This window comes from Methylobacterium currus (assembly GCF_003058325.1).
GTDB classification, from domain to species: domain Bacteria; phylum Pseudomonadota; class Alphaproteobacteria; order Rhizobiales; family Beijerinckiaceae; genus Methylobacterium; species Methylobacterium currus.
The window spans coordinates 1,232,789-1,245,462 of record NZ_CP028843.1; the positions used below are offsets into that span (position 1 = coordinate 1,232,789).

Genomic DNA, 12,674 nt, shown 5'->3' on the forward strand with positions numbered 1-12,674 from the left:
TGTCCCGTGCGTGGACACACCTACGCCGCCTCGGAGCGGGGCACGACCGCGGCGAGACGCCGCGCCGCCTCGGCGATCCGCACCGGGTCGAGGCCGCCTTTCCGGTCTGCTTGCGCGCACAACCCGCCGCGGAAGCCGAGATAGCCCGGCCCGAGCGCGGCCAGGTCCGGGATGTCGTCGAGGGAGAGCGAGCCGGCGAGGCCCGAGAGCAGGCCGTGCGCCCGGCACGAGGCCGCGAAGGACGCGAGACGCGGCAGGGGCAGGTGATCGGTGAGCCGCCGCCCGTCCTTGCCCTTCGTATCGATCATAGCCCCTGAGAAGCCGGCGGCGGCGAGCGCCGGCACGTCGGCGCCCTCAGGTCCGTCCTCGGCGAACAGCACCGCGATCACCGGGATGCCGGCGGGCAGCATCAGGCCCGCCGCCGCGCGGCCCGGCGCCCAGGCGATCTTGAGGTAGCGCACGCCCGTCCCGGCGAGCGCCGCCAGGCAGGCGGAGGCCTCCTGGCCGTCATGCGGCTCGCCCGCCACCGCGCTGGTCAGCCGGTCGCCCGAGGCCGCCACGATCGCCCGCACGGTCTCAGGGGGCAGCGCCCCGAGGGCGCCGCGGTCGGGATCCTTGGCGTCGATCAGGCCGGCGCCGTGAACGCGGGCGAGCGCCGCCTCGGCGGCATCGCGCACGCTGACGAGGAGGCGGACACGGGACGGGGAGATATCGGGCACGGGGATCAGGACCGGTTCGGCAGCGGCTCGGCGAAGAGGCGGTTCTTCACCAGCGAGCGCACGCCGTGGAGCCACGTCTCGTCGGTGTCGCCCTGGATCACCACCTGGCCGCCGCGCAGCACCTTGCCGCTGCCGGCCTCCGTGATGGTGATGGTGAGGTTGAGGACCTGCGGGGCACTGCGCTGGACGTAGCCGTAGACGACGTAGGCCGCCCCCGCCGCCTGGGCGATCTTTTCCGCGCAGCCCTCGCATTTGTAGAACGGCGCGTCGCGCCGGATCGCGGCGGCCTGCGAGGCGAGATCCACGGGCACGAGCCCGCGGCCCGCCACCTCGCGGCGCAGGGTGTCGCTGGCAAGCCCCAGGCGCCGCGCATCCTCCGGCTTCACCGGCCGCGGCCCGATCGTGCCGGGCTCCGCCAGCTCGATCCCGAACACCGCCGCCGGGCTCGACACCTCTGCCGAACTCGGCGCGGCGGCGGCCGGCAGGCCGGCGAGCAGGGCCGCGAGGGCGGGGAGGGCGCGAAGCGACAGCATCGCCCGACCCTCGCATGGCGGCGCGGGGACGCGCAACGCGGTCGCCGGGGAACCGTGTTCGGACTTTCGGGGGAGGGCCGGCCGTCTTAGGGAATCCTCATCGAAGAGGCGTTGAGGCCGCGGGAGAAACCCTGGTAGCGTGCCGCCCGCATGGCACAGTTCCGTAAGGCCACCGTCACCCTCGGTCTGCTCGCCGCCCTGGCGGGACCGCCGGCCGTCGCGCAGGCGCCGAGCCCGCCGCCCCCGGCGGCGCAGACGGCCGAGATCCGCATCGGCCTGATCTACCGGCCGGCCCCGGCGCCGTCCTCCTACGACGCCCAGGCCGCGCCCGAGGACGAGGGGCTGTCGGGCGCCAAGCTGGCGATCCAGGACAACACCACCACCGGCCGCTTCGTGCGCCAGAGCTACGCCCTCGACGCGGTGGCGCTCAAGGCCGCCGCCCCCGGCGAGGCGCCGCCGCAGAGCCCGGTCGACGCCGCCCGCGGCCTCGTCGAGAAGGGCCTGCGCTTCATCGTGCTGGCGCTCCCCGCCGACGAGGTGCTGGCGGTGGCCGACGCGCTGAAGGGCGCGGGCGTCGTCCTGTTCAACGCGGCCGCCCCCGACGACCGCCTGCGCGGCGCCGATTGCCGGGCCGACATCTTCCACGTTGCCCCGAGCCGGGCGATGCAGACCGACGCGCTCGCGCAGTTCCTGGCCTTCATGCGCTGGCGCAAGCTCTTCCTGATCACCGGCCCGCAGGACGGCGACAAATTGTGGGCCGAGGCGATGAAGCGCTCGGCGAAGAAATTCGGTTTGCAGATCAGTGCCGAGCGTCCCTGGACCTTCGGGCCGCTGGCCCGCGCCCGCGGCGACACCCCGACCCGCGCCGAGGCCCTCGTCTTCACCCGCGGCCTCGACTACGACGTCGCCGTGGTGGCGGACGAGGCCGGCGATTTCGGCGATTACGTGCCGTTCCACACCGTCGATCCGCGGCCCGTCGTCGGCACGCAGGGGCTGATCCCCACCACCTGGCACCCGACGCTCGAGGTCTGGGGGGCCGCCCAGGCCCAGAACCGCTTCCGCCGCCTCGCCGGCCGGCTGATGCGCCCCCTCGATTACCAGGTCTGGGCCTCGGTGCGCGCGGTGGGCGAGGCCGCGTTCCAGAAGAAGACCACCGACCCGGCGGCGCTCGCCGCCGCCATCGCCGATCCGGGTTTCAGCCTGCCGGGCTACAAGGGCGTCGCCTTGAGCTTCCGCCCCTGGGATCACCAGCTGCGCCAGCCGCTGCTCCTGGTGCAGCCCCAGGCCCTGGTGGCGGTGGCGCCGGAGCAGGGCTACCTGCACCAGCGCACGCCGCTCGATACGCTGGGGATCGATCTGCCGGAGACGCAGTGCCGGCTGGCGAAGTCGTGACCCGGCCATAAGTCGGTCTCGCCCGCGGCGTCGCGGCGGGCGAGGTAAGAGCATCCAGAGGCGGACCGCGGGTTCAAAGAGCGCGGCCGGAAGGGAGGACCCATGAGCCGTCACCGGATCAGGCTGACGCAGTACGCGATCGTCGCGGCCGCCCTCCTCGCCGTCGCGCCCGCGCACGCCACCACCGTCTACGTCACAAACGAGAAGGGCAACTCCGTCAGCGTCATCGACGTCGACAGCCTGAAGGTCACGGCGACCTGGCCGGTCGGGCGGCGGCCGCGGGGGATCACGGTGGGGAAGGACGGGAGCCTGCTCTACGTCTGCGCCAGCGACGACGACCGCATCGACGTGCTCGACACCAAGACCGGCAAGGTCGTGCGCTCCCTGCGGTCCGGGCCGGACCCGGAGCAGTTCATCGCGCACCCTTCCGGCAACCCGGTCTACGTCGCCAACGAGGACGACAGCCAGGTCACGGTGCTCGACATCGAGAAGAACAAGGTGGTGGCCGAGGTGCCGGTCGGCGTCGAGCCGGAGGGGATGGGGTTGAGCCCGGACGGGTCGATCCTGGTCAACACCTCCGAGACCACCAACATGGCTCACTTCATCGACACCAAGACCTTCCAGGTGATCGACAACGTGCTGGTCGATGCCCGTCCCCGCTTCGCCGAGTTCAGCCAGGACGGGAAGTGGCTGTGGGTCTCGGCCGAGGTCGGCGGCACCGTCTCGGTGATCGACGTCGAGACCCGCAAGGTGGTGAAGAAGATCACTTTCAAGATTCCGGGCGTCACCGACGAGCAGATCCAGCCGGTCGGCGTCCGCCTGACCAGGGACGGGGCGAAGGCCTTCGTGGCTCTGGGCCCCGCCAACCGGGTCGCGGTGGTCGATGCCAGGACCTACGAGGTCCAGAAATACCTGCCGGTCGGCCAGCGCGTGTGGCAGCTCGCCTTCACGCCGGACCAGAAGATGCTCTTCACCACCAACGGCACCTCGAACGACGTCTCGGTGATCGACGTCGAGGCCTTGAAGGTGACGAAGAGCATCCCGGTCGGGCTGTTGCCCTGGGGTGTCGCGGTCTCGCCGCAGTGATTTCAGCACCGCGCCTCAAGACGAGTGTGGCGCGGGATCCCCTCTCCCATGCGGGAGAGAGGAGAGAGCTCGACCTCCCACCCGGATAGCCCATGCGCGCCCTTCTCACTGCCGCCGCCCTGACCGCCAGCCTCCTCACCACCCACGCCACCGCCGGCGACCTCACCAAGGGCCGCACCGACCTGCCCGACCTGGTGCTGGGCGCCGAGGACAACGACTACGCCGTGCCGGTGAAGGACATCGAGATGGAGGCCGGCAAGTCCTACCGGCTGAGGATCACCGCCAAGGGGCAGAAGGAGTACAAGTTCTTCGCCAGCGAGTTCTTCCGTGGCGTGTGGATGAACCAGATCGTCATCAATCACCTCGAGGTGCACATGGCCGGAGCGCCGCACCACCTCGAATTCGACGATCAGGGCACGATCGCGGTGGAGTTCGTGACCGTGCGGGCCGGCGAGTTCCCGTGGTCGGTGCAGGGGCTGGAGAGCCGGGGCATGACCGGGCGCTTCATCGTGAAGTGACAGGGATTTGCGGGTTGCAGCAACCCGGCCTACATCGGCCGCAACGACGAGATGAGGAAACCCCGGATGCGCCTTGCCCTGGCCGCCCTGCTCCTGCTGACGGCGTTGCCCGCCCGCGCCGACGACGCGGCCGCCTGCCGGGACGGCATCGCGACGATCAAGGCCGAGCTGGCGAAGTCTCCGTCCGAGCCGGTGGCCAAGACCCTCAGGAAGGAATTGCGAATCGCCGAGCGGGAACTCGGCGAGCGGGAATACGACGAGTGCCTCGACGCGGTGCGCGATGCCCGAAAGGCGCTCGGCCGATGAGCGCGGCCCTGGCGGTCGAGGGGGTGAGCCACCGCTTCGGCGCCCGCACGGCGCTGGACGACGTGTCGTTCGAGGTGCCGCGGAGCGCGTTCGTGGCTCTGCTCGGACCGAACGGGGCGGGCAAGACCACCCTGTTCTCGGTGGTGACGCGGCTCTATGCCAGCCAGGCCGGCCGCGTCGCGCTGCTCGGGCACGACCTGAACCGCGAGCCGTCGCGGGCGCTCGCCCGCCTCGGCGTGGTGTTCCAGGCCCGCACCCTCGACACCGACCTGACGGTGCGCCAGAACCTGCTCTACCATGCCGCCCTCCACGGCATCCCCCGCAAGGCGGCGCTGGCGCGGATCGAGGCCCTGCTCACCCGCATCGGACTGTCCGAGCGCCGCGACGACAAGATCCGCACCCTGTCGGGCGGCCAGTCGCGGCGGATCGAGATCGCCCGGGCGCTGATCCACGCGCCCGACCTCCTGCTCCTCGACGAGCCCACCGTCGGCCTCGACCTCGACTCCCGCGCCGACATCGTCGCCATCGTCCGCGCCCTGGTGCGGGAGGAGGGGCTGTCGGTGCTCTGGGCCACGCACATCTTCGACGAGATCGAGCCGGACGACCGGGTCGTGGTGCTGCATCGCGGCCGCATCGTCGCCCGCGGCCTCGCCGGGACCTTGAGCGAGCCGACCGGCTCCCTCGAGACCGCGTTCCGCCAGATGACCGCCGAGCGGGGACCCGAGAATCCGAGGAGAGTGGCATGAGCGCGGGGACGGCCCTCACCACCCCCGTGCGCGGCCGGCTCGATGCCGGCGGCTACCTCATCGCCCTCACCGGCATCGTGCGGCGGGAGCTGTTGCGCTTCTTCAACCAGAAGGAGCGGTTCTTCTCCGCCCTGGTGCGGCCGCTGGTCTGGCTGTTCATCTTCGCCGCCGGGTTTCGCAACACCCTCGGCCTGTCGATCACGCCGCCCTACGAGACCTACGTCCTCTACGAGGTCTATGTCGTGCCGGGGTTGGCGGTGATGATCCAGTTGTTCAACGGCATGCAATCCTCGCTGTCGATGGTCTACGACCGCGAGGTCGGCTCGATGCGGGTGCTGCTCACCAGCCCCTATCCGCGCTGGAGCCTGCTCTTCGCCAAGCTGATCGCCGGCGTGATCGTGTCGCTGATCCAGGCCTACGTCTTCCTCGCCATCGCGAGCTTCTTCGAGACCGACATCCCGTGGACCGGCTACCTCGTCGCCCTGCCGGCCTTCCTGGCCTCGGGGCTGATGCTCGGCGCGATCGGGCTGTTCCTGTCGTCGCTCGTGCGCCAGCTCGAGAACTTCGCCAGCGTGATGAACTTCGTGATCTTCCCGATGTTCTTCGCCTCCTCGGCGCTCTACCCGCTCTGGCGGGTCAACGAATCGAGCGCGACGCTGTACTGGATCTGCCAGGTCAATCCCTTCACCCACGCGGTCGAGCTGGTGCGCTTCGCCCTCTACGGCGCCTTCAACCCGGTCTCCTGCGCGGTCGTGGTCGGGACCGGGCTCGCGTTCTTCGTCATGGCGGTCGCCGCCTACGATCCCGGCCGCGGGCTGCTCGCCCGGCGCGGCGGCCCGGCCGGGGAGGCGGGCTGACCGCCCTTCATGAAGAGAAGATGTCCGTGATGCTCCGCTCCGTCCTCGCCACGCTCCTGATCCTCGGCGGCGCCCCGGCTCTCGCCCAACCGAGGCCCGATCCCGACTGGCCCTGCGCCCAGCGCAAGGTCTCGACGCTGGGCCCTGGCGCGGTCTGGACCGGGCCCGACCCGAGCCAGGCCCTGACCGAGTGGGGCAACGACACCGAGGCGGCCCTGCTCGCCCAAAAAATCGCGTCGCGCCGGCTGCCGCTGGAGGAGGTCGATGGCCTCCTCGACGGCTTCGTGTCCAAGCTCGACAAGGCCGAGAAGGACACCCGCCTGACCCGGGTCTTCGCGGGCGTCTTCGAGGTGCTGAACGGCGAGCGCGACAAGGTGGTGTCCGGCATCGGCCGCTACGCCCGCGGCCAGCGCGTGATGGCCGAGCGCATCCGCGACGAGGCCGGGAAGATCAGCGAGGTGAAGACCGCGCCGGACGTGCCCGACACCAAGGAACTGGCCGAGCTGGAGACCCGCTTCGCCTGGGACAAGCGCATCTTCCAGGAGCGCAGCCAGTCGCTGACCTATGTCTGCGAGGTGCCGACCCTGCTGGAGCAGCGGCTGGGGGCGATCGCGAGGAAGATCCAGGAGCGGTTGTAGGCGCGGTTCTCCGAGAGGCTCAATCTCGCCAGCGCTCATGCCAGCTGCACGTCATCCCCGGTTCCGCTTTCGCGGTCCCGGGATGACGTGCTTCTGGCAGCATCGCCGGAGGGTGCGGAAGCCGCCCCGCGCGCTCACCCCGCCGGCGCGAACAGCTCCCCCTTGCCCAGGGTCGCGAGGTCGCCCGAATACCGGCGCTGGGGGCCCCGCAGGAGCGCCGCCGCCTCCGGCGCCAGGGCCTCGAGCGATTTCGCCAGCAGGCGCAGCACCACGAGATCATGCCGCCCGGTCTCCACGAAGGTCGGCAGCAGGGCGCCGTGGCGGGCGGTGACCAGGGTGCCGCGGCGCATGCCGTAGCCGGGATGGTCGCCGATCTCGTCGGCCACGATCGTGCCGGCGATCATCCGGGCACCCACATGGGCCCCGGCGCGTTTCGCCACGATCAGCCCGGCGCGCATCCGGTCGCCGAGGCGGTCTCCCGCGGCTCCCCCGATCACCAGGGTCGCGCCGTCGAGCCCGCACGCCGCACCGTGGACCGCACCGCCGGCGCTCCCGGCGGCGTCGCCCGCGATGCGGATCGTGCCGCCCGTGGCCGCCGTGCCGGCGAAGGGTCCGGCGGAGCCCGACACCGTGAGGCTGCCCCCCGTCATGCCGGCGCCGAGTCGCTGGCCGACATCGCCCTCGACCACGATCCGCCCGGCGGCGAGGCCGGCACCGACGCGGTCGAGACGGTCTGTGGCGCCGAGGATCCTCAGCTCGTCCGAGCCGTCGAGGGTGATTGCGAAGCAGTCGCCGAGGGTGAGGCCGCGGCGGCTGGTGCCGACGGATAAGCGGGCGGCGTCCGCCTCCGACAGGCCGGCGAGGGCGGCGGGGGTGATCCCGGCGAGGTCCAGGCGCTCCGGCGGCGCCGCACGCAAGGTGAGGGTGCTCATGCGGCCTCTCCGAGCAGGTCCCGGAGGTGGAAGTGATGGCGGCCGAGATTGCCGCCGTAATTGCCCGCCGTGACCGCGACGAGGCCGAGATCGGCCCCGACCCGGGTCGAGGCGTGGAGAGCCGCGTGCATGGCGGCCGAGACCGCGCCCGCCGAGAGCCCGTCGATGACGATTTCCAGCACCACGTCGACCTCCGGCGGCAGGGCCGAGCCGGCCCGGCCCTTCAGGGTCGGGCAATAGGCGTCGTTGGTCGAGGCCATCATGCCCTTGGTGCGCGCCCCGACCTTGGAGCCGGAGCGCACCACGCCGCCCGGGAAGGGCAGGATCACGTCCGGCACGATGCGGGCCGCCGCGACCGCGATCTCGGCCACCCGCAGGGTGTCGGCGAAGCGCCGGCCGAGAAACAGCAGGTTGCCGCCGCCGACCGCGCCGTTGACCGTCGGCACCGAGTGTTCGCACAGGAACTCGCCGTCCATCACCGGCGTGCGCCAGTAGCGCCGGCCCCCGACGCGCTTCGCCGTCGCGAAGCCGTCGCCGAAATAGCGGATCGCGCCGCCGAGCTTGAGCGCCTTGCCGCGCTCCGGGTCGTCCCAGGGGATGCCGGCGAAGACCGCGCTGCCCGGCGAGGTGAGCACGCATTGCCCGACCCGGCGCAGGAGCTGGTCCTTGAGGCCGCCGGCATCGAAGCCGAACAGCAGCACGCGCACGCCCGGGCGCCCGTCGGGGGTCTCGCCCGGGGAGAGCACCGCGTCGATGCCGGCCTCGGCGCCGCAGCCGATCACCGAGGTGGCGAAGCCCGTCATGGTGGTGGCGGCGATCATCGCCCATTCGGGCGTCTCGGCGGTGAGGACCAGGGCGGTGGCCGCCATGTCGAAGGCCTCCGCGAAGGTGTCCTCGACCCGGATGCCGTGGAGAATCAGGTCCGGCATGCCGATGCCTTTGACACTTGCTCGAAAACCTCACGCCCGGGGAAGGCCGCGTCCGGCACCGAGAAGCTCGACAGCCCGGCGCCGAAGCGGCCCTGGAGATAGGCGTCGGTCCGCCGCGCCATGCCGGCATCGGCCTCGAGGCCGAGTTGCAGCGTGCGGCCGCGGGTCCAGGACACGACCTCGCCGTCCTCGACGATCACCGCGCCGTCCTTGAGCACCCGGTGGGCGCGGGAAAACATCGCGGTCCGGTCCGGCTGATCGCGATAGACCGCGATGTCGGCCCGTGCCCCGGGGCGCAGATGGCCGCGATCGGTGAGGCCGAGCAGCTTCGCCGGGCCCGAGCGGGTGAGCTGCGCCACCTCGGTGAGGGTATATTCGCGCTCGATCGCGGCGAGGCCGGAGCGTTCCGCCGCGACCTTGGGATGGGCGGCGACCTCCCGGTCGCGCTCCTCCTTGTCCATCAGCAGGTGGAGGATGCGCGGATAGGCGGTGAACGGCCCGCCATTGGGGTGGTCGGTGGTCAGGATGGTGCGCTCCGGATCCGGCGAGAGCAGCATGAGCTCGAGCCCGATGGCGAATTGCAGCGAGGAGGTCGGGCCGCGGTCGCGATAGCGGAACGGCACGATGCCGCCGCCCTCGGCATCGCCCGCATGGACGAGCCACTTCTTCGGGCTCGCCGCCTTGCGGCCGGAGAACTGGCGCAGGATGTCGAGCGAGATCGTCGCGGTCTGGCCGAACACCACCTGGCCGATATCGAGGGTGGCGTTGGGGTGGCGGGCCAGGGCCTCGGCGATGCGCGGCGCGGCGGAGGCGAAGCCGCCGGTGAGGGGGTTGTCCTTGTCGAGCGCCGCGTAGGCGTAGAACTGGGCGTGGGCGAAGTGGATGCGGCGGCCCTCCGCCGCCTCCAGGGTCTCGATCAGGCTGTCGTCGGCCCCCGGCAGGCCGAGATTGCTGCAATGGACATGGAGCGGGTGGGGGACCTCGAGCGCCTCGACCGCGTCGAGGAGCCCGTTCAGGATGGTGCGGGAGGTGAGCCCATAGGCCGGCACCTCGTCGTCGAGGGAGAAGCGGACCGCCCCGTCCTTGAAGGCGTCGGCGCCGCCGGCATTGATGACCTTGACGCCGAGCGCCCGCGAGGCCGCGACGTTCAGCGCCACGAGGTCGCGCACGGCCTCCGCGCTCTCGCGGTCGCGCAGCAGCCCGAGCAGCTGGTCGTCGTTGCCCATCACGCAGAGGCCGCCCCGGTCGAGGAGCGGGATCTCGGCGAGTTCGAGCTGGGTCGCGAGCGCGTTGACCGGCGGCATCGCCGGCTCGACCGCGGTGGTGTAGCCCATCCGGGCGTAGAGCAGGCCGACGTCGCGGCCCGAGCCGTGCGGGTTCGGCGCATCGGGCTCGGAGACGCCGAGCTCCGGCAGCAGCAGGCGCGCCAGCACCACGTTGCCGCCGGCGATGTGGGAATGGATCTCGACGCCGCCCGCCATGACGACGCAACCGGCGGCGTCGATGATGCGGTCGGGCGCGCGGTCGGAGGGGGCGACGACGCGGCCGTCCTCGATCCAGAGGTCACCGATGGCGTCGCGCCCGGCGGTCGGATCGACCACCCGGCCGCCGGCGATGCGGGTCAGCATGAGGCGGAGCGCTCCGGGTTAGAGGCAGGAGAAGCCGCGAGACGGGCCTGGAGGTCGGCGAGGATCGCGGCGGCAGGGCTCAGCCCCGGCTGCGGCGAACCGGGATCCGGCCGAGTATCCTGCCGGGGACCTTGCCCGGAATCTTGCCCGGAATCTTGCCGAGACTCATGCCGAGACTCATGCCACGCGATCGCGGCGCGGCGCGGGTGCCAGAGGGCGGCACCGAAGGCCTCGCCCGGCACGCCGACGCCGATCACCACCCGGGCCTCGTCCCCCTTGGGCGCCCCGAGGAGCGCCACGGTCGGCACCGTGCGGGTCCAGGCGGGCAGGGGGGCCGGCAGGGAGGCGAGCCAGAGCGCGGCATCGATCTCGCCGGCGGCGGCCTGGCGCTCGGCGTCGAAGCGCCAGGGATCGTGCTCGGGACGGCCGCGGCCGAAGCCGACCCGGGGTCCCTGGCCGGTGCTCCAGGCCGCGACCTGGGCGACGGCCCGGCCCTGGCAGGCATCGCCCAGCGGCAGGGCGAAGCAGCGGGTGGTCTCGTTGAGATCCTTGACGAGGCCGTTCAGCATCTCGGCCCCGAGGGCGCCGATCTCGCCGGGATCGTACAGAACGACGCCGTAGAGCGCCTCGCGCAGGCGCACCACGAGGTCGGCGAGGGGATGGGGGCCGGCGATGCGGCCTCCGGCCAAGCCGCGCAGCAGGCCGATCGCCGCCGCGACCCCGGCCTCGCCGGCCGGATAGGCGACGGGCTGCACGGCACCGGCGCCGGCTCCCCCGAGGGCCAGGAGCGTGCGGGACCGCCCGGCGGCGCGGCCGCGCACGGGTCCGCCCGCCGCCAGCTCGCTCACCATCTCGGACGTCCAGGGTGCGGCGCCGACCACCAGAACCAGATCGGCCCGCCCGCGCGCCTCGGCCGGGGTGGTGGTCATGGCGCCGCCGGAGGCCAGGGCCCCGAGATCGGCGTAGAGCGCGGACCCCGCGGCGGGATCGAGCGAGGCGCCGATCGCGCGGGCGAGATCGAACGCCGCCTGCACGGACGCCGCCTCGGCGCAGAGGCCGGCGAAGACCGGGCTTCGCGCCCCCGTCAGCAGCGCGGCAGCCGCCGCGACCGCCTCGTCCCGCGCCACTGCCTGCCCATCGATCCAGGCCGTCATCCGCCCTCGCTCACCCTTGCCGCGCTTGCTGGCCGCTCGCCGGTGTTCCGGGGACGGTCGCATCCGGGCCCCCGGGCAGGCAAGTCCCCCGAAAGTCCGGCTTCGCGCCCGGCCGGCGGGCACATATCCGCCGATCCCGAGTTGCCCAGCCGACGGGCGGTGTGGGACAGTCCGGCTTCGAGGACGGCGCCGCCCCCGCGGGAGCCGGGGCATCGGGGCAGGAAGCGAGGCCGGTTTGGCGCACGAGATGGGAATGCCGCGGGCGAGGGTGCGGGTGCGCGCCCCGGCCCGGCTGCATTTCGGCTTCCTCGACCTGCATGGCGGGCTCGGCCGGCGCTTCGGCAGCATCGGCCTCGGTCTCGACGCGCCCGGCATCGACCTCACCGCCGCCCGCGCCGACGCCTTGACGGTCACCGGAGCCGACGCCCCCGGCCTCGCCGCCGAATGCGAGCGGGTGCGCGTCTACGCGTCCCTCGCGGCCCGCCATCTCGGCGTGCCGGAGACGGGGGAGTTCCACCTCGCGGACGCGATCCCGGCCCATGCGGGCTTCGGCTCGGGCACGCAGCTCGCCCTCTCGGTCGCGGCGGCGCTCGCCGCGCTCCACGGCGCGCCCTTCGCGCCCGCCGCCTTCGCGGACGTCCTCGACCGCGGCAACCGCTCCGGCGTCGGGCTCGCCGCCTTCGTCACCGGCGGCCTGATCGTCGATGGCGGCCGCGACGACAGCGAGGCGCCGCCGCCGGTGATCGCGCGGCTGCCCTTCCCGGAGGCGTGGCGGGTGGTGCTGATCCTCGATGCCGGCCGCACAGGCGTGCACGGGGCCGAGGAAAGCCGCGCCTTCCGGGAGCTGCCGCGCTTCCCCGCGCCGGAGGCGGCCGAGATCTGCCGCACGGTGCTGATGCAGGTGCTGCCGGCCGTGGTCACGGAGGACATAGGCCGGTTCGGTGCCGGGATCACCGGGATCCAGCGCCGGATCGGCGACTATTTCGCCCCCCACCAGGGCGGGCGCTACGCCAGCGCGGCGGTGGCGGCGGCGCTCGCCGATGTCGAGGCGGCCGGCATCGCCGGCTTCGGCCAGAGCTCCTGGGGGCCGACCGGCTTCGCGCTCACCCGCGACGCGGCGGAGGCGGAGGCCCTGGTCGCGTCCTTGCGCGCCCGCCACCCGGGCCTGACCACCCGCATCGCCCGCGGACGCAATCGCGGGGCGGAGATCGGCGAGCCGTAGCGGCTGCTGGCACG

14 protein-coding genes are annotated in these 12,674 nt (G+C 72.8%); 8 read left to right on the plus strand and 6 right to left on the minus strand.

Features of this window, described 5'->3' with window-relative positions:
- Positions 1-20: 20 nt before the first annotated feature.
- Complete coding sequence (locus tag DA075_RS05625; protein WP_420813151.1) at positions 21-728, minus strand: (5-formylfuran-3-yl)methyl phosphate synthase; 708 nt, start codon at positions 726-728, stop codon at positions 21-23.
- Positions 725-1,252 (minus strand): DUF3280 domain-containing protein, encoded by a 528-nt coding sequence (locus tag DA075_RS05630; protein ID WP_099952387.1) that lies wholly within the window; start codon positions 1,250-1,252, stop codon positions 725-727. Before DA075_RS05630 ends, DA075_RS05625 begins: the two co-directional genes overlap by 4 nt.
- 150 nt (positions 1,253-1,402) lie before the next feature.
- Here DA075_RS05630 and DA075_RS05635 point away from each other — a divergent pair, with 150 nt between their 5' ends.
- The 7 genes from DA075_RS05635 to DA075_RS05665 all read left to right on the plus strand — a co-directional run bounded on the left by DA075_RS05635 (position 1,403) and on the right by DA075_RS05665 (position 6,795).
- Positions 1,403-2,644, plus strand: coding sequence for an ABC transporter substrate-binding protein (locus DA075_RS05635; RefSeq protein ID WP_099952388.1), 1,242 nt, complete (start codon positions 1,403-1,405; stop codon positions 2,642-2,644).
- Positions 2,645-2,746: 102 nt separating this feature from the next.
- Entirely contained in the window at positions 2,747-3,730 is a 984-nt protein-coding gene (locus tag DA075_RS05640) for a YVTN family beta-propeller repeat protein (protein ID WP_099952389.1), read from the plus strand.
- A gap of 92 nt (positions 3,731-3,822) precedes the next feature.
- The gene (locus DA075_RS05645) at positions 3,823-4,248 is read left to right on the plus strand and encodes a cupredoxin domain-containing protein (RefSeq protein WP_099952390.1); all 426 of its coding nucleotides are present in this window, start codon (positions 3,823-3,825) and stop codon (positions 4,246-4,248) included.
- Between the two features lie 66 nt (positions 4,249-4,314).
- The gene (locus DA075_RS05650) at positions 4,315-4,554 is read left to right on the plus strand and encodes a hypothetical protein (RefSeq protein WP_099952391.1); all 240 of its coding nucleotides are present in this window, start codon (positions 4,315-4,317) and stop codon (positions 4,552-4,554) included.
- Positions 4,551-5,300 carry an ABC transporter ATP-binding protein gene (locus DA075_RS05655; RefSeq protein WP_099952392.1) on the plus strand — a complete coding sequence of 250 codons (750 nt, stop codon included), beginning with the start codon at positions 4,551-4,553 and terminating at the stop codon, positions 5,298-5,300. The genes DA075_RS05650 and DA075_RS05655 overlap by 4 nt, the downstream gene beginning before the upstream one ends.
- A complete protein-coding gene (locus DA075_RS05660; protein ID WP_099952393.1) occupies positions 5,297-6,157 on the plus strand; it encodes an ABC transporter permease in 861 nt (286 codons plus the stop codon). Before DA075_RS05655 ends, DA075_RS05660 begins: the two co-directional genes overlap by 4 nt.
- Positions 6,158-6,186: 29 nt before the next feature.
- Positions 6,187-6,795: a hypothetical protein gene (locus tag DA075_RS05665; protein ID WP_099956426.1), complete on the plus strand. Its 609-nt coding sequence runs from the start codon at positions 6,187-6,189 to the stop codon at positions 6,793-6,795.
- A gap of 134 nt (positions 6,796-6,929) precedes the next feature.
- Here the strand turns inward: DA075_RS05665 and DA075_RS05670 are convergent, their stop codons facing one another.
- From DA075_RS05670 to DA075_RS05685, 4 genes are read right to left on the minus strand one after another with little or no spacing between them, the layout of a single operon-like run.
- Positions 6,930-7,727, minus strand: coding sequence for a formylmethanofuran dehydrogenase subunit C (locus DA075_RS05670; RefSeq protein ID WP_099952394.1), 798 nt, complete (start codon positions 7,725-7,727; stop codon positions 6,930-6,932).
- Positions 7,724-8,656: a formylmethanofuran--tetrahydromethanopterin N-formyltransferase gene (gene fhcD / locus DA075_RS05675; RefSeq protein ID WP_099952395.1), complete on the minus strand. Its 933-nt coding sequence runs from the start codon at positions 8,654-8,656 to the stop codon at positions 7,724-7,726. The genes DA075_RS05670 and fhcD overlap by 4 nt, the downstream gene beginning before the upstream one ends.
- Positions 8,644-10,284 (minus strand): formylmethanofuran dehydrogenase subunit A, encoded by a 1,641-nt coding sequence (locus DA075_RS05680; protein WP_099952396.1) that lies wholly within the window; start codon positions 10,282-10,284, stop codon positions 8,644-8,646. Before DA075_RS05680 ends, fhcD begins: the two co-directional genes overlap by 13 nt.
- A complete protein-coding gene (locus tag DA075_RS05685; RefSeq protein WP_174800062.1) occupies positions 10,278-11,438 on the minus strand; it encodes a molybdopterin-binding domain-containing protein in 1,161 nt (386 codons plus the stop codon). Before DA075_RS05685 ends, DA075_RS05680 begins: the two co-directional genes overlap by 7 nt.
- A 253-nt stretch (positions 11,439-11,691) precedes the next feature.
- On the opposite strand from DA075_RS05685, the gene DA075_RS05690 reads away from it, so the two are divergent.
- The gene (locus DA075_RS05690) at positions 11,692-12,660 is read left to right on the plus strand and encodes a beta-ribofuranosylaminobenzene 5'-phosphate synthase family protein (RefSeq protein ID WP_099952397.1); all 969 of its coding nucleotides are present in this window, start codon (positions 11,692-11,694) and stop codon (positions 12,658-12,660) included.
- Positions 12,661-12,674 lie beyond the last annotated feature (14 nt).

What these genes read in the sequence shown, in the direction of transcription:
- DA075_RS05630 (WP_099952387.1), bottom strand. Translation starts at nt 1,252, where the DNA reads ATGCTGTCGCTTCGCGCCCTCCCCGCCCTCGCGGCCCTGCTCGCCGGC.
- DA075_RS05635 (WP_099952388.1), top strand. Translation starts at nt 1,403, where the DNA reads ATGGCACAGTTCCGTAAGGCCACCGTCACCCTCGGTCTGCTCGCCGCC.
- DA075_RS05640 (WP_099952389.1), top strand. Translation starts at nt 2,747, where the DNA reads ATGAGCCGTCACCGGATCAGGCTGACGCAGTACGCGATCGTCGCGGCC.
- DA075_RS05645 (WP_099952390.1), top strand. Translation starts at nt 3,823, where the DNA reads ATGCGCGCCCTTCTCACTGCCGCCGCCCTGACCGCCAGCCTCCTCACC.
- DA075_RS05650 (WP_099952391.1), top strand. Translation starts at nt 4,315, where the DNA reads ATGCGCCTTGCCCTGGCCGCCCTGCTCCTGCTGACGGCGTTGCCCGCC.
- DA075_RS05655 (WP_099952392.1), top strand. Translation starts at nt 4,551, where the DNA reads ATGAGCGCGGCCCTGGCGGTCGAGGGGGTGAGCCACCGCTTCGGCGCC.
- DA075_RS05660 (WP_099952393.1), top strand. Translation starts at nt 5,297, where the DNA reads ATGAGCGCGGGGACGGCCCTCACCACCCCCGTGCGCGGCCGGCTCGAT.
- DA075_RS05665 (WP_099956426.1), top strand. Translation starts at nt 6,187, where the DNA reads ATGCTCCGCTCCGTCCTCGCCACGCTCCTGATCCTCGGCGGCGCCCCG.
- DA075_RS05670 (WP_099952394.1), bottom strand. Translation starts at nt 7,727, where the DNA reads ATGAGCACCCTCACCTTGCGTGCGGCGCCGCCGGAGCGCCTGGACCTC.
- fhcD (WP_099952395.1), bottom strand. Translation starts at nt 8,656, where the DNA reads ATGCCGGACCTGATTCTCCACGGCATCCGGGTCGAGGACACCTTCGCG.
- DA075_RS05680 (WP_099952396.1), bottom strand. Translation starts at nt 10,284, where the DNA reads ATGCTGACCCGCATCGCCGGCGGCCGGGTGGTCGATCCGACCGCCGGG.
- DA075_RS05685 (WP_174800062.1), bottom strand. Translation starts at nt 11,438, where the DNA reads ATGACGGCCTGGATCGATGGGCAGGCAGTGGCGCGGGACGAGGCGGTC.
- DA075_RS05690 (WP_099952397.1), top strand. Translation starts at nt 11,692, where the DNA reads ATGCCGCGGGCGAGGGTGCGGGTGCGCGCCCCGGCCCGGCTGCATTTC.